Below are 21,158 nucleotides of genomic sequence, written 5' to 3' on the forward strand. Positions count from 1 at the left end.
AACCAATGACGGTGCGCACGATCGGCGGCGCCACCATACAGAAAGTCGAAGAGATCTGCGGGCCGGGCTTCAAGCCGGCCCGCATGTTTCCCAAGTTCGTTCAGGAAGCGTTCGACGCCCAGAAGCACTGGATGGTGCCCGAGCATGTCGAGCCAGGCAGCGATCGGCTGGTGGGCAGCGTCCACAGCTGGATCGTGAAGACGCCGAAGCACACCATCCTGATCGACACTTGCCTCGGCAACCACAAGCAGCGCCACAATCCCGGCTGGAACAATCTCGACACGCCGTTCCTCGAGCGGCTCAAGGCCTGTGGCTGCCCCGCCGAGTCGGTCGACTTCGTGATGTGCACCCATCTGCACGTCGATCACGTCGGCTGGAACACGAAGCTGCAGGACGGCCGCTGGGTGCCCACCTTCCCCAACGCCCGCTATCTCTTTGCCAAGCGCGAGTATGCCCATTGGGAAAGCGAACGCCGGGCGCAGGGAGCGGGCAAGGTCAATGACGGCTCGTTCGACGACTCGGTGCTGCCGGTCGTCGAGGCCGGCAAGGCCGTGATGATCGAAACCGACCATCAGCCCGATCCGCTGCTGACCTTGAAGGATTATCCCGGCCATACGCCGGGATCGGTCGGCATCAACCTGAAAGATGGCGGCAGGCAGGCGACCTTCTCGGGCGACATCATGCATCACCCGATCCAGGTCTATCATACCGACTGGTCGAGCCAGTTCTGCTGGAACCAGGAGCTCTCGGCAAAGAACCGTCGCAAGCTCCTCGAGGACTGCGTGGAGAGCAACGCCCTCTTGTGCCCGGCCCACTTCCCCGGCGCCAATGCCGGATACATCAGACCGCAAGGCGACGCCTTCAGGATCGAGTGGGACCGATGACCTACCGGCGGAGATGGCCATGAAGCTGGAACCCTTCCTCTCCGGCCTCTGCTTCGGCGAAGCGCCACGCTGGCATGACGGCCGGCTGTGGTTCTCCGACTTCTATATCCATCAGGTCCGCGCCGTGGACGAGAGCGGCAAGGCCGAGACCGTCGTCGAGGTGCCGGGGCGGCCGTCGGGCCTCGGCTGGCGACCCGACGGCACGATGCTGATCGTCAGCATGACGGACCGTCGGTTGATGCGCTTCTCGACCGGCACGCTCTCGCGGGAAGCCGAGCTCGGATCGCTGGCGACCGGCCAATGCAACGACATGGTCGTCGACGGCCATGGCCGGGCCTATGTCGGCAACTTCGGCTACGACCGCCACGCCGGCGAGGCGCAGCGCACCACCTGCCTGATCCGCGTCGATCCCGACCGATCGGTGCACCGGGCGGCGGACGATCTGCTCTCTCCCAACGGGACGGTCATCACGCCGGACGGCGGGACGATGATCGTGGCCGAGACTTTCGCCCATCGCCTGACCGCCTTCGATGTTGCAGCGGACGGGACGCTGTCCAACAGGCGGCTGTGGGCCACGATCGAGGGCTGCTATCCCGACGGCATCTGCCTCGATGCCGAGGGCGCGATCTGGGTCAGCGATCCCTTCGGCCATCGCGTGCTGCGCGTGCTCGAGGGCGGCCGCATCACGCACAGCATCGATCTCGCGCCGCGCGGCGCCTATGCCTGCATGCTGGGCGGGCAGGACCGGCGCACGCTCTATGTCATCACCAATTCCGGCAGCGGGCCGGCGATGGCCGACAAGCGCGACGGCCGGATCGAAGTCCTGCGGGTGGACGTGCCGGGCGCAGGCTGGCCCTGAATCGAACTGAATGGGGGAAGCGATGAAAGGTCCTGACGACGATCCAGGTCTCGAGGGCAAGGTGGCCATCATCTCCGGAGGCGGCGCCGTCGGTGACGGCATCGGCAATGGCCGGGCCGCCGCCGTGCTGCTGGCCCGCGCCGGCACCAGGGTGGTGGTGTCCGATCTCGACAAGAAGCTGGCCGAGCGCACGGTCGAGATGATCAAGGCCGAGGGCGGCACGGCCGTCGCCGAGGCCTGCGATGCCACCCGGGAAGCCGACTGCCGCCGCCTCGTCGACGCCGCGGTCGATCACTGGGGCCGGCTCGACTTCCTCGACAACAATGTCGGCATCGGCAGCCGCGGCAGCGTCGTCGACGAGAAGCCGGAGGAATATCGACGCGTGATGCAGGTGAACGTGGAGACGATGTTCCTGCTCTCCAAGCACGCGATCCCGGCCATGATCAAGACCGCCAAGGGCGGCGCCATCGTCAACATCTCCTCGATCTCCGCGCTCCGGCCGCGCGGCCTCACCACCTACACGACCTCGAAGGCCGCCGTCATCGGGCTGACCCGGGCGATGGCCGTCGATCACGGCAAGGACGGCATCCGGGTCAACTGCATCTGCCCCGGGCCGATGTACACGCCCATGGTCTATGCCCGCGGCATGAGCGACGGTGCCCGCACCCAGCGCGCCCGCGCCTCGGTGCTGAAGGTCGAAGGCACCGGCTGGGACATCGGCTATGCCGTGCGCTTCCTGATGAGCGCGCACGCCCGCTACATCACCGGCCAGGTGCTCGTGGTCGACGGCGGCGTGACGCTGCAGGGACCGGAGCGGGATTCGGAAGGTCATTAGCTGGGGGCGCGCCACTCCAGTGGCGCGTCATATATCGAACCAGCAACAGAACGCGTCACTGGAGTGACGCGGCCCCGGCGAAAAAAGGAGGAAAGACAATGGCCCGCCTGCCCTATCTCGAGCCCGACCAGGTCGCACCGGAATACCGCGACATGCTGAAACGCAACACCAACCTGCACAAGCTGCTGGTCAACAGCCCGGACATGGCGCGCGCCTTCAACGGCATCGGCAACTTCATCCGCTTCAAGAGCAAGCTCGATCCGCGCCTGCGCGAGCTCGCCATCCTGCAGGTGGGATGGATGGAGAAGTCGGAATACGAGTTCACCCACCACGTGAAGATCGGCAAGGAATTCGGCGTCACCGACGAGGACATCCAGGGCCTGATGGCCGAAACCGACGGCAAGCCGTCGAAACTGGAGCCGCTCGCCAGGGCGATCCTGAAAGGCGCGCGCGAGATGGTGCGCAATCTCGCCATGTCGGACGCGACCTTTGCCGAAATCAAGCAGCATCTCGGCAACGAGGAGATGACCGACCTCGTCCTCACCATTGCCTTCTACTGTGCGGTCGTACGGGTGCTCGCCACCATGCAGATCGACAACGAGCCGTACTACAAGGAAGTGCTGACTCAGTACCCGCTGTCGTGACGAGCCGAAGCCAGGAAATACGAGGGAGGAACGCATGCGCCTGAAGGACAAGGTCGCCATCGTCGTCGGGGCCGGACAGAGCCCGGGCGAGGGCACCGGCAACGGGCGTGCCACCGCCCTCACCTTCGCCCGCGAGGGGGCCAAGGTGCTGTGTGTCGACCGCGATCTCGAGTCGGCGCAGGAGACGGTGAAGATGATCACCGACGGCGACGGCTACGCCGAAGGCTTCCGGGCCGACGTGACGCGCAGCGACCAGCTCAAGGACATGGTCGAGGAGGCGCAGCGGCTGTGGGGCCGCATCGACATCCTGCACAACAATGTCGGCGTGTCGCTGGCCGGCGGCGATGCCGAGCTGCTCGAGATCACCGACGAGGCCTTCGACCGCTGCGTCGCCATCAATCTGCGCGGCACCATCATGGCCTGCAAGCACGTGATCCCCGTCATGCGCCGGCAGAAGAGCGGCGCGATCGTCAACATCTCCTCGATGGCCGCGATCACCACCTATCCCTATGTCGCCTACAAGGCGACAAAGTCGGCGATGATCGCCTTCACCGAGCAGCTCGCCTACCAGAACGCCAGATATGGCGTCCGCGCCAACGTCATCCTGCCCGGCCTGATGAACACGCCGATGGCCGTCGATACCCGCGCCCGCACCTTCAAGAAGAGCCGGGCGGAAGTGGAAGCCGAGCGCGATGCCAAGGTGCCGTTGCGCGGCAAGATGGGCACGGCCCGGGATGTCGCCAATGCCGCCCTGTTCCTCGCCTCCGACGAGGCCAACTTCATCACCGGCGTCACGCTGCCTGTGGATGGCGGGGCGAGCGTGCAGACGGGATAAGGCACGATGATTGCGTAGCCGCGGCCATCGAGAATGGGGGATCACATGATTGGACGTATCGTCGCCAGCGCCATGGCGGCACTGGCGACCGCACTGGTCGCGGCATTGGCGATCTGCAGTGCGGCTCAGGCCCAGGATGCCGACCATCCCAAGGACAAGACGCTGGTGGTGGGCTCCGATTTCGGCGTCGCGCCCTGGATGGTGCGCGGCGCCAGCGGGCCGGAAGGCTTCGGCGTCGACATGATCAAGGAAGTCGCCAAGCGCATCGGCCGGCCCGGCGTCGAGGTCGTCGATGTCAATTTCTCCGGCCTGTTCGCGGCGCTGTTCTCCAAGCGCATCGAGTTCACCGTCAATCCGCTCAACATCACCGCCGAGCGCGCCGAGAAGATGCTCTATACCGAACCGTTCTTCGCCACCGGCAACGGCTTCATCATCCGCGCCGCCGACAGCATGAACGGCTTCGAGGATCTCAAGGGCAAGCAGCTTGCCGTCAATCGCGGCACCATCTCGGATACCTGGGCCACCGCCAATGCCGAGAAGTACGGCTTCGAGGTCCAGCGCTACGACACCTTCCCCGATTCGGTGCAGGCGGTGATCACGCGGCGCGCCTTCACGGCGCTGAACGAGATCCCGACCACGGTCTATGCCGCCAGCCAGAACAAGGCGATCAAGGTCGGCTTCAAGGACTTCAACGGCCGCAACTTCGGCTATGCCTTCCGGCTCGACGACACCGCCTATCGCAACACGGTCGAAATGGCGATCGAATGCATGAAGAAGGACGGCACGCTCGTGAAGCTCTACGAGAAGTGGTACGGCTCCAAGGTCGATCCGGGCTCGTCGATCAGCACGATCTTCCCGGGCTACGGCCCGCCGGGCTTCAAGAACTACGATCCGACGCCGCACGAATTGGCCTGCAAATAGAGTTGTCATCCCGAGGGCAACGCCCGAGGGATCTTTACGATTTCAGTAAAGATCCCTCACCAAAGCGCGCGTCCGACGCGCGCGACTCGGGATGACGCCGGAACATGAAACCGCTCCTCGACAATTTCTTCAATCTGCAGATCCTGGCGCAGTACGGGCCATCCGTGCTGCAGGGATTCTGGATCACCGTCGCGGTCGCGCTGCTGACGATCCTGTTCGGCGTCGGCGTCGGGCTGGCGCTCGCCATCGTGCGCGCCATGCGCATCCGCGCCGCCGACGCGGCCATCACGCTGTTCGTCGACATCTTCCGCACGCTGCCGCAGCTGGTCGTCATCGTGTTCATCTATTTCGGCCTGCCCTACGCCGACATCCAGCTCTCGCCCTTCGCCGCCACGGTGATCTCGCTCGGCGCCGTGCTGGCCGCCTTCGCGACCGAGATCTTCTGGGCCGCCATCCAGGCCGTGCCGCAGGGCCAGTGGGATGCCGCCCGCTCGCTGGGGCTGGGCTTCTTCCGCATCCTGTTCCTGGTGATCCTGCCGCAGGCGGTGCGCATCGCCGTCCCGCTGCTCACCAATCGCGCCATCGCCATCACCAAGGGCACGGCGCTCGGCACCGCGGTGTCGCTGCCCGAGCTGCTGGGCCGCGCCCAGAGCGCGATGGCGATCGCCGCCAACCCCTCGCCACTCACCCTGGCCGCCGCGCTCTATCTCCTGTTCTTCGTGCCGCTGGTGGTCGCCAGCCGCTGGCTCGAAGGGCTGGGGCCGCGCAGCCACTGACGGCAGGACCGGCACCATGGACGCCCTCCAGCTCTTCCTCGACAACTTCGCCGACTGGGACAGTTTCGTGCGCATCTGGCCGCTGCTCTGGCAGGGCCTGCAGCTCACGGTCCTGCTGGCGGTCGTCACCCTGCCGATCGCCATCGTGGTCGGCCTCGCCATCGCCGTCGCCTACAGCTTCCACCACAAGGTAGTGAATGTCCTGCTGCTGATCTGGATCGACCTCTTCCGTTCCTTTCCGGTGCTGGTGCTGCTGATCCTGATTTTCTACGGCCTGCCGTTCCTCGGCCTGAAGCTGCCCTCCTTCGCCGCCTGCGTGCTGGCGCTGACCCTCAACAACTCGGGCTACTACGGCGAGATCTTCCGCGCCGGCATCGAGGCCGTGCCGCCCGGCCAGCGCGAGGCCGCCCGCGCGCTGGGGCTGCATCCGCTGCAGATCATCTTTCTCGTCATCCTGCCGCAGGCGATCGCCCGCGTGCTGGCGCCGCTCGCCTCCAATTCGCTCGAACTGGTGAAGACCACGTCGATCGCCGCGCTGGTGGCGCTGCCGGAGCTGCTGCGCTCGGCCCGCGTCGCACAGGAACAGACCTACAATCCCACTCCGCTCACGGCGGCGGCGGTGATCTTCTTCGTCCTGCTCTGGCCCTTCGCACGCTGGGTGGCGAAGCTGGAGCGCGACATGCTGATGAGGCAGAGATGAAACGACTCGAGGGCAAGACGGCGCTGATCACCGGCGCCTCCTCCGGCATCGGCCGCGCCATCGCGCGGAAATTCCACGCCGAGGGCGCGCGGCTGCTGCTGATGGACATCACCGAGCAGGTCGTCGAGGGCGGCGAGCCCACGCACCGGATCCTCGACGTGCCCTTCTTCCAGGGCGATGTCTCGAACGAGGCCGATGTCGAGGAGGCGGTGCGCCGCGCCGCCGAACCGACGGGCCGCCTCGACATCGTCGTGAACGACGCCGTCGTGCGGGTCGGCAAGCCGCTCACCGAGACCAGCCTGGACGAATGGAACCGGGTGATGGCGGTGAACGTGACCGGCGTGTTCCTGATGTGCCGCGCCGCCGTGCGCCGCATGCTCGGCCAGGAGATCCGCAACGAGGCGCGCGGCCGCATCGTCAATATCTCCTCGCAGCATGGCATGATCGCCTCGCCCGAGGATTGCTCCTACGGCGTCTCCAAGTCGGCGGTGGTCTACATGACCCGCCAGATCGCCTCCGACTACGGCAAGGACAGCATCATCTGCAACGCGGTCGCGCCGGGGAAGATCCTGACCGGCAAGGGCGGCCGCGCCGTCGAGCCGCGCTGGATCGACTACAGCCACGAACGCACGCCGCTGCCGCGGCTCGGCCGCTCGGAGGATGTCGCCAACGCCGCTCTCTTCCTCGCCTCCGACGAGGCCACCTTCATCACCGGCGAGAACCTGATGGTCGATGGCGGTTGGATGGCGCGCTGAGCAGCGGACCTCCTGGCCCGCTTTTGCCCGTGACTGGGCCTGGGCCCACGGTCTAGCTACGCCTTCGCCATCCGCCCGGCCTCATGGACGGGGTAGCTCGCGCCTCTGCCCGTCCCCATCGGGTTGCATCCCCACAGTGAATACGCGTCGCACTTGCAAATATGCATGCATCGGCAGTATTGTTCCTCATCGCTGGAAGGGGGGAGCACCATGCGATCCATGCTTTTGGCCCTGGGGTTGTGTTTTCTGTCGATTTCAAGCCTGGTTCAGCCGACGAGCGCAAAGACCCTGGACATCGACCCGGTCGCCCAGCAGACGCCGGAATGGTGTTGGGCGGCGGCCTCGCAGATGGTGCTGTCCTACTACAACGCCCCCAACCTCAACCCCGGGGGTAATTTCCAGTGCGGAGTCGTCGGCGCACAGGGCGGCATGTGCTCGTACAATTGCGGCATGTGTCTCGGTGCGGGCGGCACCACCCAGCGCATCGCGGCGGTCATCCAGGCCTACCTGATGGCCGCCCAGATGATGACCGGGTTCAACGACCCCGGCTTGCACATTTCGACGACCGGCGTGCTGTCGCCTCAAGAGATCATCGACATGATCGACAACGACGCGCCGATCATCGCCGGCATCAGTCCGGGCTCCATACCGTATCCGCCTGGCCTGGGGTTCAGCCAGCACGCCGTTGTCGTCGTGGGCTACACCGGTACGGCGAATGCCTTGAATGTCATCCTCAACGATCCCTACCCCTATCCACCGTACGCGGTTCCCTACCTCCAGGCTGGAGGACAGGCGCTTCAGCCGGGACGTTATCGGATTCCCTATGGCCTGTTCCTCAGCGTCTTCCACTACGGCAACTCGATCTTGTTCAACTGAGATCCGTCGCCACGCCTACTTTGCCAGCCGCTTGCGCCTGGCCTCGTACGCCTTGAGATGGGCATGGGCGATGGCGAGGACGGGATAGTTCCCGCCCTTTCCGCGCATCAGGAGATCGCCGATCACGTGGTCGACCTCGACGGGAAGACCGGCTTCGACATCGCGCAACATCGAGGCGGTGAAGGGCGAGCCCGACGCGGTCAGCACGGTCCGGGCGCGCTGCAGGGCAGCCGGCCGCGGCGCGAAGCCGTTGGCGGTGGCGATGGCGGCGATCTCGTCGAGGAGAGCCCCCGTGATCGGCGCTCCGCCGCCGGCGACGATGTCACCGACGGTCGCCCGCATCAGGCAGGTGATGCCAGCCGCGGTGGCGATGAAGATCCATTTCTCCCACATGTCCTGCAGGATGGTCGCGCTCAGGGTCGCGGCGACACCCGCAGCCGCGAACTCCTTGGCAATCGCCGTCGCACGCGGCGAGGTCGAGCCGTCGAGCTCGCCGAAGCTGAGCGCCAGCGTATCGTTCAGATGCAGGATGCGACCTTGGGGATCGAGCGTGAGGGAAATCGCCACCTGGCCGCCCAGCACGTTCGCCGCGGTAAAGCGCTTGGAGAGGACGTCGAGATGACCGATGCCATTCAGGAACGGCAGGATCGCGGTCGCCGGGCCGATCGCAGGGGCGATGGCGTCGAGGGCAGCATCGAGATCGAATGCCTTGCAGGAGAGCAGGACCAGATCGTAGGGCGGCTGGCCCTTGAGGCCTTCCGATGAGACGGTGGGCGGCGCGGCCATGCTGATATCGCCCAGCTTGCTCTTCACCACGAGGCCTGTCTTCGCCAGCTGAGCGGCGCGCCGCTCCCGCACGAGGAACGTCGCGTCGCGCCCTGCCGCAAGCCACCGTCCGCCGAAATGGCCACCGATCGCCCCAGCACCCACCACGAGGATTCGCATTATCTGGTCCCTTTATAGAACCAGATGACCATAGCCGGTTTCTCCGCAGGATCGCCCGACAAATTCTCGGTCGGTCCCGAGGATTCCTCCCGAATTCCGCCTCCGTCATCCGGCAGGGCAATCGCCTATGGTCCTATCTCTCCCTCGTCCTGAGCGAAGCGAAGCACAGCCGAAGGACTTCTTTTCCTGCGTCAACATTGAACGAAGCACCGCCAAGACAGGCCCCTCGACTACGCTCGGGGTGACGGCTGAAACCTCACAGGCGTTGCCCTGTGCAGAAACCGTATCGGCCTGTGGCAGGAGTTCCCGTCGTCCTGGGCGAAGCCGAGCGGAGCGAGGCGCAGTCGAAGGACCTTTTCTTCTGCGTCCATATTGAACGGAACACAGACAGGACAGAGCCCTCGGATACACGGGGATGGCGATGGAACTCCATGGGCGATTGCCCTCCCTCGTCAGGCAGGTAGTTTGTCCCTGCGACCGCAGGCTTTCAGGCCGCGGTCCCTGAAAGAGTCGCCGAGAAGAAAGAGAGTCCCATGGCCGCCCTCACCGCCATCGAACGCTGCCGGCATTTCGGTGTGGCGGACATCCGCGGCCTCGCCTACATGCCTGGGCCGAGCGATTACACCCCGGCCGGAAACTCGGGCGGCCTCTACGAGACCTCCGACTTCTACACCAATGTCTTCACACAGCTTTGGGGCTTTGAAATCGGGAGCGGATCGGAGCGGCAGGGTCGTGGGGATCTCCAGCGCGTCCGCGAGCAGCTCGGAGTCAATTTCATCCATTGCTACGACTGGGCCGCGCCGATCGCTCAGAACGGCAAGCCGTTCCTGGAACACGCGACCTTCCTGGAGGCATGCCATCATCTCGACATCAATGCCACCGTGCCCATCAGCAACTACACGATGGACCTGCTCGGCCAGCGGCGGATCGACGAAGCGCGCGACAATGTCCGTCGCATCGTCGAGGAGATCTATGTCGGCGCACCGGTGAAGGCACCGCTGCCGGGCGCCGGCCTCTGGAAGATCTTCAACGAGTACGAGCTCTCCTTCGATCGCAATCCCGAGCACGTCGTCACCGTCATGGCCTGGATCGCCGAGTGGGAGCGCGAGCATGACGTCATCGACGAGAATCGCCTGCCGATCATGGTCTGCACCTCGTTCGCCCTGAAGGACGGCATCGAAGGCGCCGCTGCCCTGAAGGATGTGCGCGACGTACTGCTGAAGCGCGGACCGATCGGCGATGCGGAGCCTTCGGTGTTCTGGAACGAGCGCATCGTCTTCGCGACCAATCCCCAGAATCCGGCCCGCGATATCGCGGACTATCTCGACCGTCGCCTGCCCGCCTACTGGACCCGGCACGGCGTTCCAGCGCCACCGGTGATGTTCACCGAGCTGGGCTCCAGCATCGAGCAGGCCGGCGGCGAGCCCCAGCAGGCGCAATGGTTGGCCGAGCAGCTCGACGTCTCGAAAGCTGGCGGCAGTGACGGCCTGATGCTGGGCGCCTGCGTGTTCCTGAACGAGGAGCGGCCGTGGGAGCAAGGCGCCGAGCGCAGCTTCGGCCTGCTGCGCTTTGGACCGGACAAGGGTTGGGGATGGCCGCGACAGAATTATCGGGCTCGTACCGCCAATCCGGTGTGGGATCCGAAAGGCTGGTGGTGGCTGAAGGAAGCGACCTATCCGGTCGAGCAGCAGACAGAGAAGTTGAGCTATCGAGTCGTAGAAAAGACCTGGAGCGGTCGTTCACGGCAATAGACAGGTGACGATTGTGTTGCAACTCCATCCCGATCGTCCCGGGATCGGCATCCCCGCACCGAGCACCATTGCGCTCGGTGCGGCAAAGATTGTCAGATCGACACAGTCACAGTTCAGTCGTGAACCTACGCTACGTTCTTACTTGCCGCCCGCGCGGGCCGTCTCCGACGTCGGCGCCGGGATGGAGTTACGCTGCAGAGCATCCTTGAAGTAGGCGATACCTTCCGCATAGTTGCCCTTGCGGCAATCCTGCAGAGCCACTTCGGGAGCGGCCGGATTGCCGTACTTCGACGAGCCATTGTACTTCGCCCAGGCATCGTAGAGCTGCTGGCACTCGGCCATCTTCTCATTCGTTGACTGTGCAAACGCCGGCGCGGTCGCTCCGAGCGCAATTGCAAATCCGGCCAAAGCAGCGGCTTTCAAAGAGATCGAACGAATAGTCACTGACGTACCTCCAGTTAGGTTAACGTCGTTCACTTAGTGCGGCGGACTCGTCTCCACCACCGCCGCGATTTCACGGAAGACATGTGTAATCGCCGCAACGTTACGCGCGGTGAAGTCATCGTCGGCAAAGTGATTTGGTGCCGTGTGACATACGTGGGTTGGTGTCGCTCGATCATCCCAAAGTGTTCTTCAGGATACCGAGTAACGTGCGCAGCCAGCGTGAACAGACAATCGCCTCGCTTCATCGGAGCGCGCCACTCCAGTGGCGCCCTCATGATGCAAGAGCGCATCTGGAGTTGCGCGCTCCAATGAGTCTGAAGTCATCGACGTGTTCTTCAGGATACCGAGTAACGTGCGCAGCCAGCGTGAACAGACAATCGCGTCGCTTCATCGGAGCGCGCTATTCCAGTGGCGCCCTCATGACGAAAGAGCGCAACTGGAGTTGCGCGCTCCCTTGAGTCCGACCACCGCTCGGGCGATGGGCTTTCGATCTATCCGTTCGTCTCCCGCGAATCCGCCGGTGCCTGGTTGCGCTCGGTCATGCCGTAGTCACGCACGACCGATGCCACGCGCAGGCGGTAGTCGCGGAAGACGCCGCTGCGGCCGGCCCTCTGCGCCTGGCGATGATGCTCCAGGGTGCGCCAGGCCTTTACCGCTTCCTCGTCGCGCCAGAAGGACAGCGAGAGGATCTTGGTCTCGTCACTGAGGCTCTGGAACCGCTCGATGCTGAGGAAGCCGTCGATCTTCTCCAGATCGGGCCGGAGCTGTGCGGCGATATCGAGATAAGTCTGCTTGCGCCCGTCGGCGGGCCACACTTCGAAGATCACGGCGATCATCGGATCTCTCCCTTGAGGCTGCGGCCCACGGCGTCGTACAGGCGCCGGCGCCCGGTTTCGAGATGCATCAGGTGCGTGCCGGCCTCGAGCTCGAGGTCGACGCGCGATGGCGCGGCCTGCGCCGCATCGAGGATCATCGCGGCATCCGTCCCGCGGCAGAGGGAATCCCACGCGCCACGAACGATGGTGACCGGCCGCGTCAAGCGGGCCGGATCCCAGGCGAGACGCCCGGCCCAGGCCTCGGCGATGTCGGCACGCGGGCCGTTGGGGATGCGCACCGCGGGCGGCGTACGCGTCGCCGCGCCGGGATCGCTCGCAAGGTAGGCCGGCGCCCAGCGATCGAAGGCCACCAGCACCGGCGGATGATCCTTGGGCACGTCCTCGACGAAGCGCGCATATTGCGCGTCGGTGCCAACGTCGCTCCAGGCCGGCAGCGTGATCGACGCCCCGCCGACGCGTCGCGCGATCGGCCCGAACAGGATCAGCCGGTCGACGGCATCCGGTTCGGCGATGGCGGCAAGGGCTGCAGGCATGCTGCCCCAGGAATGCGCGACCAGAGAGACGGGTTGCCCACCCGTCTCGCGGCGAATCAAAGCCAGCACAGCAGCGACCTGCGTCGCGGCGTGTGCGGCACGGCCAAGCGGCGCATGACGGTCGGCGGGCTCGCTCATCTCGGCATAGCGCCCGCTCTCGCCGAAGCCCGCGAAGTCGAATGCCCAGGCATCGAAGCCACGGGCATTCCAGTCGTCGAGCCACGATGCCGGCCAGCGGCCGCCGCCGAAATCGAAGCCGACACTCAAGGCCGAGGGGAAGGTGGCGCCATGGACATAGAGCACCGCCGGCGCGCCGATCACGGGCTGCCGGCGGACGAACAGCGACGGGCAGGTGGCCGTCGCCGGGAGGCGGAAGGTCTGTTGGGTCATGCCCGGGAGATAGGCGCTTCCCGCCGTCTGTCATTTCGGCCAATGCCGAAGGGAAGCCCGGGACAGGTGGGACAGGCGGGGACACCCGGGACATCGGGACAGAAGCACGAAAAGCCTTGTGCCATCGCCATTCCCGCTGTCCCCGGCCATCGGGACGCGCGCGAGGACGGCTAGTCCAGCCCGTTGCCGCCATAGAGCCACTCGAGGATGTCGTACCATTCCGCCTGGCTCTTGGCGCTCATGATGGCATTGCGCAGCGCCGCGTGCGGGCCGCTCGGATGATAGACATGGTCGCCCATGGCCCGCGACATGAGCTGTACGCGCGCGGTGCGCAGCACGCGCCGGTCGCGATAGCGCAGCAGGCCCGATGAAACATCGCCTGCCGCGGCCAGCGAGTCGGCCAGGCACACCGCGTCCTCCATCGCCATGCAGGCACCCTGGGCCATGTACTGGAGCATCGGGTGCGCGGCATCGCCCAGCACGGCGACACGGCCGTCGACCCAGCGGTCGACTGGCTCGCGGTCGCACAGCACCCACATCTTCCAGTCGATGCCATGGCGGATGATGGTCTGGGCGCGCGCGCAGACATGCGTGAAGCCGCGCTGCACCTCTTCCACCGGCACCGGCTTGCCGGCGACCGGCTCGGGCGCGTCGTTGTGGTAGGTGACGACGAGGTTGAACACTTTCCATCCCGACAGCGGATAGTGGACGATGTGGCACTTCGGTCCCGCCCACAGCGTCGCCGCGTTCCAGCGCAGATCCTCCGGCATCTGCTCGGTCGGGATCACCGAGCGATAGGTCGTGTGGCCGGACACGCGCGGCTTGCCGTCGCCGACGAGCTGGCGCCGGACGTTGGACCACAGCCCGTCGGCGCCGATCAGCGCCCGGCCCGTCACGGTCTCGCCCGTCGCAAGCCTGGCCGCGACGCCGTCGCCATCCTGCTGGTAGCCCGCGACCTCGCTGCTGACGCGCAGCCCGATCAGCGGATGCTCCTGGCAGGCCTTGAGCAGAACGCCGTGCAGGTCGCCGCGATGCACGACGGCATAGGGATTGCCGAAGCGTTCGCGGAACGCCTCGCCGAGATCGATATGCGTGATCTCGCCGTCGGCCATCGCATCCATCAGCCGCAACTTGTCGATATAGACGGCCATCGAGCGCGCCGCCTCGCCCACGCCCAGCCGGTCGAAGCAATGGAAGGCGTTGGGGCCGAGCTGGATGCCGGCGCCGATCTCGCCCAGCCGCGAGGCCTTCTCCATCACCAGCGACGGGATGTCCTTCTGCGCCAGTCCAAGGGCGGTCGCCAAGCCGCCGATGCCACCGCCGGCGATGAGGATGGGTCTCGTCTCAATCATGCCCAAGACTCCCTCGCCGCGCCCGGGATGACAACGGCATTGTCACCGACCGACGGCGCCGCTTACTTCTCCCGTGTCATCCCGAGCCGCGGACGCCGCATTCCTTCCCCGGGCACACACCGCAAGAGATCCTTCGCTCACGCTCAGGATGACACCACCTCCCTCATCGACGCACCTGTCCTTCCTCGACACCACGCCGACGCCACCACCCGTGTCATCCCGAGCCACCGGCGAGGGATCTCGTCTGGATCGGTCGCCGCGAAGGATCCTTCGCTCACGCTCAGGATGACACCATCTCCCTCATCAACGGACCTGTCTTTAACGTGCCTGTCTTTCCTCTACATCACACCACCCGTGTCATCCCGAGCCATCGGCGAGGGATCCCGGGGCATCGTCTAGCAAGGGCCGGCGATGACCTTCTCGTCGTGCAGGCGGGCAATCTCGTGGTCCGGCAGGCCGAGGATACCCGACAGGATTTCGTCGGTGTGCTGGCCCAGCTTAGGGGCCGGCTGCGGTGCCTCGCGCGGTACGGCACCGAACTGCAGAGGCGTCGCCGCCACCGGATAGCGGCCGATGCCGGGCTGGTCGATCACCGTGAAGAGCGGATTCTCCTGCACGGCGTCCTTGTCCTGCAGCAGCTCGCGAAAGGTCAGGTAGGGCGACCACAGCGCGCCTGCCTTCTTCAGTGCTGTCCCGACCTCGTCGGCCGTACGCGCCGCCACCCATGGCTCGATCACCGCACAAAGCTCGGCGCGCGCATTCCAGCGGCCGGCGTCGGTCTTGAGATCGTGGCCCGTCCTGCTCTCGATCGCGGCGAACGCTTCGGCGAAGCCGCCGGCCGCCGCCAGCGCATCGACATGGCGGTCGGAGAAGATGCAGATCATCACATAGCGACCGTCGCGGGTGCGGAAGTCGCGACCGAAAGTGCCGAAGATCTCGTTGCCGAAGCGCGGCCGATCGACCTCGTTGATCGCCGCCTCGCCGAGATAGCCCAGCGCCGACGTGGCCGCGAGCGCCATGTCCTGCAGCGGCAGCACGATGCGCTGTCCGTGCCCGGTCAGGCGGCGATGGCGCTCCGCCGCCAGGATCGCCATCGCTCCGGCATAGGCGGTCGCGAGATCCCACGGCGGCGCGACCGCATTGACGGGGCCCTCGTGGCCGACCGGACCCGTGACGAGCGGAAAGCCGGTGATGGCATTGACGGTATAGTCGACCTGAGCCGAACCATCGCGCGTGCCGACGATGTTGAGCGCGATCAGGTCGGCCCGCTTCTTCGAGAGTTCTTCGTAGGAGAGCCAGCCGCGCGCCGGCATGTTGGTGCTGAAGATCCCGGCGCCTTCGCCCGGCGCGGTGATGAGCGCCGTCAGCAGTTCGCGTCCCTTTGGATTACGCAGGTCGACCGCGATCGAGCGCTTGCCCTTGTTGAGGCCGGCCCAATAGATCGAGCGGCCGTCCTTGGTGACCGGCCAGCGGTCGCTGTCGAGCCCGCCCTGGATGTCGTCGAAGCGAATCACGTCGGCGCCGAGCTGCGCCAGGGTCATGCCGCCGAGAGGCGCGGCAATGAAGGCCGAGCCCTCGACGATGCGAAGGCCCGCAAGGATACCGGTCATGAGCGTTTCCGTTGCCTATGCTTTTGCTTTTTTCACGTCGGGCAGGTTGTTCTTCCGCTTGTCCAGCCACCAGCCATACTCGGGGTTCCACAGGTCGAAGTTCGGATCGCAGCCGAGTTCCTGCGCCGCATGCAAGGCCCAGAACGGATCGTAGAGCGCCTGCCGGCCGATCGCGATCAGGTCGGCGTCGCCCGCCTGCAGGATCGCCTCGGCCTGCGGACCATCCAGGATCAGGCCGACGGCCATGGTCGGGATGTCGGCGCCGCGCTTGACGGCGGCGGCGAACGGCACCTGGAAGCCGAGCGCGCGCTTGACCGGCAGAGCGGTCGAAAGGCCGGTGAGTCCGCCGGAAGACGTGTCGACGACGTCGATGCCCAGCGCCTTCAACTCCTTGGCATAGGCGATGGTGTCGTCGACGTCCCAGCCGCCGGCGCCGTCGACGGCGGAGACGCGGATGAACATCGGCTTGTGCTCGGGCCAGTTGGTACGGACGGCCTTCGCGGCGGCCAGCGGGAAGCGCATGCGGCCGGCGCGGTCACCGCCATACTGGTCGTTGCGCTTGTTGCTGATAGGCGACAGGAACTGCGCCAGCAGATAGCCGTGCGCGCCATGGATCTCGATCACATCGTAACCGGCCGCATCGGCGCGCCGCGCCGCCTCGCCGAACTTCTTCACGATCGCGTCCATCTGCGGCACGTCGAGCGCCACCGGCGTCGCCGAGTAGCGTTCGCCGGCCGACAGTGCCGACGGTCCATAGACCTGCCAGCGCTGCCAACCTGCGTCCTTCGGTCCGAACTCGTCCGGCTTGTCGAACTGGCGCGGCGAGGACGCCTTGCGGCCGGCATGGGTGATCTGAGTGGCGGCCAACGCGCCTTCCTGCTGCAGGAAGCGCGTCAGGCGCTTGTGGCCCTCGATCTGGCTGTCATCCCATAGGCCGAGATCGCCTTGGGTGACGCGGCCTTCCGGCACGACGGCGCAATTCTCGGTGAAGACGATGCCGAACTTGCCGAGCGCGAACTTGCCGAGATGGACCAGGTGATAGTCGTTCACCTTCCCGTCCACGGCGCGGTACTGGACCATCGGCGACACCACGGCGCGGTTGGGAGCGACCACGCCCCGCATCTTGAGGGGCGTGAAGAGCAGCGGTCTTTGCAAAGGTCGTTCTCCCTCAGCGGATGGCTCGTGCGGCCCGGAACATAGACCGGCCGATGGGCCCAGCCTATCCTTTGTCCCATGTTTGACCTCGTCATCCGAAACGGAACCGTGATCGATGGCTCGGGCGCCGCGCGCCGCGTGGCCGATGTCGCCGTGCAGGACGGCCGGATTGCCGCCGTCGGCCCCAAGCTCGGCGCCGCCAAGCGCGAGATCGACGCCGCGGGCCTGATCGTGGCCCCTGGCTTCGTCGACATTCACACCCACTATGACGGCCAGGCGACCTGGGACCCGTTCCTCACGCCCTCGTCCTGGCATGGCGTGACGACGACGGTGTTCGGCAATTGCGGTGTCGGCTTCGCGCCGGTGCGATCGGGACAGTCGCCCTATCTCATCAACCTCATGGAAGGTGTCGAGGACATTCCCGGCACCGTGCTGGCCGAGGGCGTGAAGTTCGACTGGGAGTCCTTCCCGCAATATCTCGATGCGCTGGCGGCGATGCCGCGCGCGGTCGATGTCGCGGCGCAGCTGCCGCACGGCGCGCTGCGCTTCTACGTGATGGGTGATCGCGGTGCCGATCATGGCGAGGTGCCGAACGAGCGCGAGATCGAGGCAATGGCGCGACTCACCGAGGAGGCGTTGCGCGCCGGCGCGCTGGGTTTCACCACCTCGCGCACCACCAAGCACCGCGCCAAGGACGGCCGCTACACGCCGTCGCTGTCGGCGCGCGAAGCCGAACTGCTGGGCATCGCCCAGGGCATGAAGCGGGCGGGCAGCGGCGTGCTGCAGGTCAATTCCGATTTCGGGCCAGGCGAGTTCGAGGCGCTGGAGGCCGCGGCGAAGCTCGCCGGTCGCCCCCTGTCCTGCCTGCTGGTGCAGGTGGATGCCAAGCCGACGCTGTGGCGCGAGACGCTCGACCAGATCCATGGCGTACGTCGGGCCGGGCGCGCCGCCAACGCGCAGGTCGGCAGCCGTCCCATCGGCGTCATCATGGGGCTGGAGACGACCGTGCATCCGTTCGCCGCGCATCCGGTGTGGCGGGAATTGCGTGACCTTTCGCCGGCCGACCGGTACGCCCGTCTCGCCACCGACACCGCCCTGCGCGAGCGCCTGCTCGCACCGCGCACCGATGGTGGGCCCGCCGCCTTCATGGGCGAGTCGTTCGACAAGATGTTCCCGCTGGGCGACCGGCCGGACTACGAACCCGACGCGCGCAATTCGATCGCCGCCATCGCCGAGCGCACCGGCCGTACGCCGCAGGCGGTCGCCTTCGAGGAACTGATGGCGCGCGGCGGCAAGGGCCTGCTGATGCTGCCGTTCGAGAACTATGCCTATGGCAATCTCGACGTGGTGCACGAGATGATCACCGACCCCGCGACGGTGCTGGGCGTGGCCGATGGTGGCGCCCATGTCGGCGTGATCTGCGACGCCTCCTCGCCCACCTCGCTGCTGACCTTGTGGGGCCGCGACCGCACGCGTGGGCCAAAGCTGCCGCTCGAATTCCTGATCGCCAAGCAGACGCGCGGCACGGCCGAGGCCTACGGCCTGCTCGATCGCGGCCTGCTGGCGCCCGGCTGCAAGGCCGACATCAACGTGATCGACTTCGAGGCCCTGAGGCTCGGCCGGCCCGAAGTAGTGTACGACCTGCCCGCCGGTGGCCGCCGCCTGATCCAGCGCGCCTCGGGCTATCGGCATACGTTCGTCTCGGGCGTCGAGACGGTGCGCGACGACGAGCTGACCGGCGAGCGGCCGGGACGGCTGGTGCGAGGCCCGCAGAAAGCGAGCTGACGACGGACCGCCCGTCATCTCCCAAAAAGAGCTCGCGAGAATCCGCCTGGCGTGCAGCTCCTGCAGCGTTTCAGGCGATTCCTCGCGAGGACCGGGCGAACGACGAAAGAAGGAAGACAGAAAGGGGCACACGCCCCACTGTAAACCCAGGCCTCTTCAACCAACGATTCCGGTCGTCATCGCCCCAAATCGCTTGAAAGCGGACGGCTGGTCAGAAGTGCTCAAGCCCAGGGGAGCGCGCAACTCCTGTTGCGCTCATCCTCATGAAAGCGCCACTGGAGTGGCGCGCTCCGATGAGGTCAGACTCGGGGGAGCGCGCAACTCCTGTTGTGCTCATCCTCATGAAAGCGCCTCTGGAGTGGCGCGCTCCGATGAGGTCAGACTCCGGGGAGCGCGCAACTCCTGTTGCGCTGATCCTCATGAAAGCGCCACTGGAGTGGCGCGCGCCGATGCGCTCAGACTCGGGGGAGCGCGCAACTCCCGTTGCGCTCATCCTCATGAAGGCACCACTGAGTGGCGCGCGCCGATGCGCTCAGACTCGGGGGAGCGCACAACTCCCGTTGCGCTCATCCTCATGAGGGCGCCACTGGAGTGGCGCGCTCCGATGAGTTCGGCCGGGTTCAAGCTCAGGGGCGCGCCCCTCAGGCGAGCTTCATGCCCTTGGTTTCCGGTGTCGCGACGATGATGACCGCGGCGAGCACGAAGGCCGGGATCGTCGTCGCCATGCCGAGGATGAAGTTGCCGTCGCTGGACGCCAGGGCGCCGATCAGATAGGGCGCCAGGATGCCGCCGAGCCGGCCGCCGTTATAGGCGATACCCATGAACGTCCCTCTTCCCGCCTGAGGAGGCGCCAGCTCCGCGGTCAGCGGTCCAAGACCGGCGAAGATCCCCGTGATGCCGAAGCCGGTCCAGAACATCGCGACGATGAGCCAGGTCGGCGACGTCTCGTAGATGAACACACCGACGGATACAGCGCCGATCAGCAGGTATCCGAGGAAGGTGGGCCGCCGGCCGAAGCGGTCCACCATGGCCGCGAATACCAGGAAGCCGATCAGCGATCCGAATTGCTGCGACAGCGTGAAGCCGAGGCTCTTCACGAAGGCGAGATGCTTGGCGCTGACAAGGAAGGCCGGTGTCCAGGTGAACACGCCCCAGTAGATGTACTGGGCGAAGAAGATGAAACCGAAGGCCAGCGCCAGGCGCGGAAGATACGACACGCTTCCGCGCGCCTTCTCCGCCCGTGGCTCGGGCAGCTGCTTTGCCCGATTCAGCCAGATCGGCGATTCGGGCGTCTTCAGCGCCAGCGGCAGTACGACGAGCGCGGGAGCGAAGCCCAGCAGGTATACGACTCGCCAGCCATTGCCATCGAGGCTGCCCATGACCGAATTCACCACCGCCACGACGGCGATGGCGAGCATCGATCCGAGCGGCAAGCCGATCTGCATCAACGCACCGCCCTTGCCGCGATGGCGTGCGTCCCAGGTCTCGGCGACCAGGGCGGCACCGGATGTCCAGGCCCCTCCCATGCCGAGCCCTGCCGTGAATCGAAGCGCCGCCAGCCAATCCGCGGATGGGGCAAATGCCGTCAGGCCGGAGAAGACGGAATAGATCGCCACGCTGATCATCAGCGCCCGCACGCGTCCGATCCTGTCGGCCACCCAGCCGAAGCCGATGCCGCCGACGACCAGGCCGGCGGCAAGCAGACTTCCGATCGCGCCGGCATTCTCCTTGGACAACGAGAAGGCGACGATGAGCGCCGGAATGGTCAATGCGAGCATGAACGTGTCGTAGACGTCGAACATCCATCCGAGGCCTGCGAGAGCCAGCGCACGCCATGCCGATGGAGAGACGTCGCGATACCAGGCGCCCGACGCTGCCGGTTCGGGACGAGCAACGCCGGTCGTCGCCCGGTGATTGACACCGCTCATGAGCGCCCTCCTCGATTTTTGTTTTCCGCGGCCTCGATGATGGCCAGGGCCGTCGAGGCACGCTCAGCAGACGCCGATGCTGTCCTGTTTGACGGAAGCCAACAACGCTCATGCGACCATATCGACACGAGAGGCACCGACCTGCGAAAGGATCGCGCCCTCATGAGGGCACCACTGGAGTGGTGTGCTCCGATGAGGTCGGGACGGCCGGCGCGGGACATCACCATCTCGCGGTACGGCCGATATCCTTGGGCATCAGGCTCGGGGGAGCGCGCAACTCCAGTTGCGCTCTTCGCTCATGACGGCGCCACTGGAGTGGCGCGCTCCGATGAGGTCGGGACGGC

Annotated in this window: 20 protein-coding genes; 12 read left to right on the forward strand and 8 right to left on the reverse strand. The window is 66.1% G+C overall.

The genetic code is table 11. The features are described 5' to 3' along the window. The first annotated feature begins 5 nt into the window (after positions 1-5). From B5D62_RS10945 to B5D62_RS10990, 10 genes are all read left to right on the forward strand, one after another. Positions 6-884: an MBL fold metallo-hydrolase gene (locus B5D62_RS10945; protein WP_085933904.1), complete on the forward strand. Its 879-nt coding sequence runs from the start codon at positions 6-8 to the stop codon at positions 882-884. Positions 885-903: 19 nt separating this feature from the next. Further along, positions 904-1,743 carry an SMP-30/gluconolactonase/LRE family protein gene (locus tag B5D62_RS10950; protein WP_218191036.1) on the forward strand — a complete coding sequence of 280 codons (840 nt, stop codon included), beginning with the start codon at positions 904-906 and terminating at the stop codon, positions 1,741-1,743. Between the two features lie 22 nt (positions 1,744-1,765). After that, a complete protein-coding gene (locus B5D62_RS10955; RefSeq protein WP_085933906.1) occupies positions 1,766-2,578 on the forward strand; it encodes an SDR family NAD(P)-dependent oxidoreductase in 813 nt (270 codons plus the stop codon). A gap of 98 nt (positions 2,579-2,676) precedes the next feature. After that, positions 2,677-3,222: a carboxymuconolactone decarboxylase family protein gene (locus B5D62_RS10960; protein WP_085933907.1), complete on the forward strand. Its 546-nt coding sequence runs from the start codon at positions 2,677-2,679 to the stop codon at positions 3,220-3,222. Positions 3,223-3,256: 34 nt separating this feature from the next. Continuing rightward, positions 3,257-4,057 carry an SDR family NAD(P)-dependent oxidoreductase gene (locus B5D62_RS10965; protein ID WP_085933908.1) on the forward strand — a complete coding sequence of 267 codons (801 nt, stop codon included), beginning with the start codon at positions 3,257-3,259 and terminating at the stop codon, positions 4,055-4,057. A gap of 45 nt (positions 4,058-4,102) precedes the next feature. Then, complete coding sequence (locus tag B5D62_RS10970; RefSeq protein ID WP_218191037.1) at positions 4,103-4,978, forward strand: substrate-binding periplasmic protein; 876 nt, start codon at positions 4,103-4,105, stop codon at positions 4,976-4,978. A 104-nt stretch (positions 4,979-5,082) separates the two neighbouring features. Then, positions 5,083-5,754, forward strand: a complete 672-nt coding sequence (locus B5D62_RS10975) for an amino acid ABC transporter permease (RefSeq protein WP_085933909.1) — start codon at positions 5,083-5,085, stop codon at positions 5,752-5,754. Positions 5,755-5,770: 16 nt separating this feature from the next. Next, positions 5,771-6,454, forward strand: coding sequence for an amino acid ABC transporter permease (locus B5D62_RS10980; RefSeq protein WP_085933910.1), 684 nt, complete (start codon positions 5,771-5,773; stop codon positions 6,452-6,454). Next, complete coding sequence (locus tag B5D62_RS10985) at positions 6,451-7,209, forward strand: SDR family NAD(P)-dependent oxidoreductase (protein ID WP_085933911.1); 759 nt, start codon at positions 6,451-6,453, stop codon at positions 7,207-7,209. Before B5D62_RS10980 ends, B5D62_RS10985 begins: the two co-directional genes overlap by 4 nt. Before the next feature lie 210 nt (positions 7,210-7,419). Beyond that, positions 7,420-8,085 (forward strand): C39 family peptidase, encoded by a 666-nt coding sequence (locus tag B5D62_RS10990; protein WP_170920890.1) that lies wholly within the window; start codon positions 7,420-7,422, stop codon positions 8,083-8,085. 15 nt (positions 8,086-8,100) lie between these two features. Here B5D62_RS10990 and B5D62_RS10995 read toward each other — a convergent pair whose 3' ends face one another. Then, on the reverse strand, positions 8,101-9,030 hold the full coding sequence (locus B5D62_RS10995; protein ID WP_085933913.1) for a ketopantoate reductase family protein: 930 nt from the start codon (positions 9,028-9,030) through the stop codon (positions 8,101-8,103). 533 nt (positions 9,031-9,563) lie between these two features. Here B5D62_RS10995 and B5D62_RS11000 point away from each other — a divergent pair. Then, positions 9,564-10,781 carry a hypothetical protein gene (locus B5D62_RS11000; protein ID WP_085933914.1) on the forward strand — a complete coding sequence of 406 codons (1,218 nt, stop codon included), beginning with the start codon at positions 9,564-9,566 and terminating at the stop codon, positions 10,779-10,781. Between the two features lie 138 nt (positions 10,782-10,919). On the opposite strand, the gene B5D62_RS11005 is transcribed toward B5D62_RS11000, so the two are convergent. From B5D62_RS11005 to B5D62_RS11030, 6 genes are all read right to left on the reverse strand, one after another. Beyond that, on the reverse strand, positions 10,920-11,123 hold the full coding sequence (locus tag B5D62_RS11005) for a hypothetical protein (RefSeq protein ID WP_085933915.1): 204 nt from the start codon (positions 11,121-11,123) through the stop codon (positions 10,920-10,922). A gap of 593 nt (positions 11,124-11,716) precedes the next feature. Then, positions 11,717-12,061 (reverse strand): antibiotic biosynthesis monooxygenase family protein, encoded by a 345-nt coding sequence (locus B5D62_RS11010; protein ID WP_085933916.1) that lies wholly within the window; start codon positions 12,059-12,061, stop codon positions 11,717-11,719. Further along, entirely contained in the window at positions 12,058-12,984 is a 927-nt protein-coding gene (locus B5D62_RS11015) for an alpha/beta hydrolase (RefSeq protein ID WP_085933917.1), read from the reverse strand. The genes B5D62_RS11010 and B5D62_RS11015 overlap by 4 nt, the downstream gene beginning before the upstream one ends. Before the next feature lie 170 nt (positions 12,985-13,154). Further along, positions 13,155-14,336 (reverse strand): 3-hydroxybenzoate 6-monooxygenase, encoded by a 1,182-nt coding sequence (locus B5D62_RS11020; protein WP_085933918.1) that lies wholly within the window; start codon positions 14,334-14,336, stop codon positions 13,155-13,157. Between the two features lie 395 nt (positions 14,337-14,731). Next, positions 14,732-15,946, reverse strand: a complete 1,215-nt coding sequence (locus B5D62_RS11025) for a CoA transferase (protein WP_085933919.1) — start codon at positions 15,944-15,946, stop codon at positions 14,732-14,734. 15 nt (positions 15,947-15,961) lie between these two features. Further along, a complete protein-coding gene (locus B5D62_RS11030) occupies positions 15,962-17,101 on the reverse strand; it encodes an NADH:flavin oxidoreductase/NADH oxidase (RefSeq protein WP_085933920.1) in 1,140 nt (379 codons plus the stop codon). Between the two features lie 108 nt (positions 17,102-17,209). Between B5D62_RS11030 and B5D62_RS11035 the strand changes: the two genes are divergently transcribed. Continuing rightward, entirely contained in the window at positions 17,210-18,886 is a 1,677-nt protein-coding gene (locus B5D62_RS11035; RefSeq protein ID WP_218191038.1) for an N-acyl-D-amino-acid deacylase family protein, read from the forward strand. Positions 18,887-19,527: 641 nt separating this feature from the next. Here B5D62_RS11035 and B5D62_RS11040 read toward each other — a convergent pair. After that, positions 19,528-20,814: an MFS transporter gene (locus B5D62_RS11040; protein WP_085933922.1), complete on the reverse strand. Its 1,287-nt coding sequence runs from the start codon at positions 20,812-20,814 to the stop codon at positions 19,528-19,530. Between the last annotated feature and the right edge of the window lie 344 nt (positions 20,815-21,158).

It is taken from the genome of Enhydrobacter aerosaccus (assembly GCF_900167455.1).
GTDB lineage: Bacteria > Pseudomonadota > Alphaproteobacteria > Reyranellales > Reyranellaceae > Reyranella > Reyranella aerosaccus.

What these genes read in the sequence shown, in the direction of transcription:
- B5D62_RS10945 (WP_085933904.1), top strand. Translation starts at nt 6, where the DNA reads ATGACGGTGCGCACGATCGGCGGCGCCACCATACAGAAAGTCGAAGAG.
- B5D62_RS10950 (WP_218191036.1), top strand. Translation starts at nt 904, where the DNA reads ATGAAGCTGGAACCCTTCCTCTCCGGCCTCTGCTTCGGCGAAGCGCCA.
- B5D62_RS10955 (WP_085933906.1), top strand. Translation starts at nt 1,766, where the DNA reads ATGAAAGGTCCTGACGACGATCCAGGTCTCGAGGGCAAGGTGGCCATC.
- B5D62_RS10960 (WP_085933907.1), top strand. Translation starts at nt 2,677, where the DNA reads ATGGCCCGCCTGCCCTATCTCGAGCCCGACCAGGTCGCACCGGAATAC.
- B5D62_RS10965 (WP_085933908.1), top strand. Translation starts at nt 3,257, where the DNA reads ATGCGCCTGAAGGACAAGGTCGCCATCGTCGTCGGGGCCGGACAGAGC.
- B5D62_RS10970 (WP_218191037.1), top strand. Translation starts at nt 4,103, where the DNA reads ATGATTGGACGTATCGTCGCCAGCGCCATGGCGGCACTGGCGACCGCA.
- B5D62_RS10975 (WP_085933909.1), top strand. Translation starts at nt 5,083, where the DNA reads ATGAAACCGCTCCTCGACAATTTCTTCAATCTGCAGATCCTGGCGCAG.
- B5D62_RS10980 (WP_085933910.1), top strand. Translation starts at nt 5,771, where the DNA reads ATGGACGCCCTCCAGCTCTTCCTCGACAACTTCGCCGACTGGGACAGT.
- B5D62_RS10985 (WP_085933911.1), top strand. Translation starts at nt 6,451, where the DNA reads ATGAAACGACTCGAGGGCAAGACGGCGCTGATCACCGGCGCCTCCTCC.
- B5D62_RS10990 (WP_170920890.1), top strand. Translation starts at nt 7,420, where the DNA reads ATGCGATCCATGCTTTTGGCCCTGGGGTTGTGTTTTCTGTCGATTTCA.
- B5D62_RS10995 (WP_085933913.1), bottom strand. Translation starts at nt 9,030, where the DNA reads ATGCGAATCCTCGTGGTGGGTGCTGGGGCGATCGGTGGCCATTTCGGC.
- B5D62_RS11000 (WP_085933914.1), top strand. Translation starts at nt 9,564, where the DNA reads ATGGCCGCCCTCACCGCCATCGAACGCTGCCGGCATTTCGGTGTGGCG.
- B5D62_RS11005 (WP_085933915.1), bottom strand. Translation starts at nt 11,123, where the DNA reads ATGGCCGAGTGCCAGCAGCTCTACGATGCCTGGGCGAAGTACAATGGC.
- B5D62_RS11010 (WP_085933916.1), bottom strand. Translation starts at nt 12,061, where the DNA reads ATGATCGCCGTGATCTTCGAAGTGTGGCCCGCCGACGGGCGCAAGCAG.
- B5D62_RS11015 (WP_085933917.1), bottom strand. Translation starts at nt 12,984, where the DNA reads ATGACCCAACAGACCTTCCGCCTCCCGGCGACGGCCACCTGCCCGTCG.
- B5D62_RS11020 (WP_085933918.1), bottom strand. Translation starts at nt 14,336, where the DNA reads ATGATTGAGACGAGACCCATCCTCATCGCCGGCGGTGGCATCGGCGGC.
- B5D62_RS11025 (WP_085933919.1), bottom strand. Translation starts at nt 15,946, where the DNA reads ATGACCGGTATCCTTGCGGGCCTTCGCATCGTCGAGGGCTCGGCCTTC.
- B5D62_RS11040 (WP_085933922.1), bottom strand. Translation starts at nt 20,814, where the DNA reads ATGAGCGGTGTCAATCACCGGGCGACGACCGGCGTTGCTCGTCCCGAA.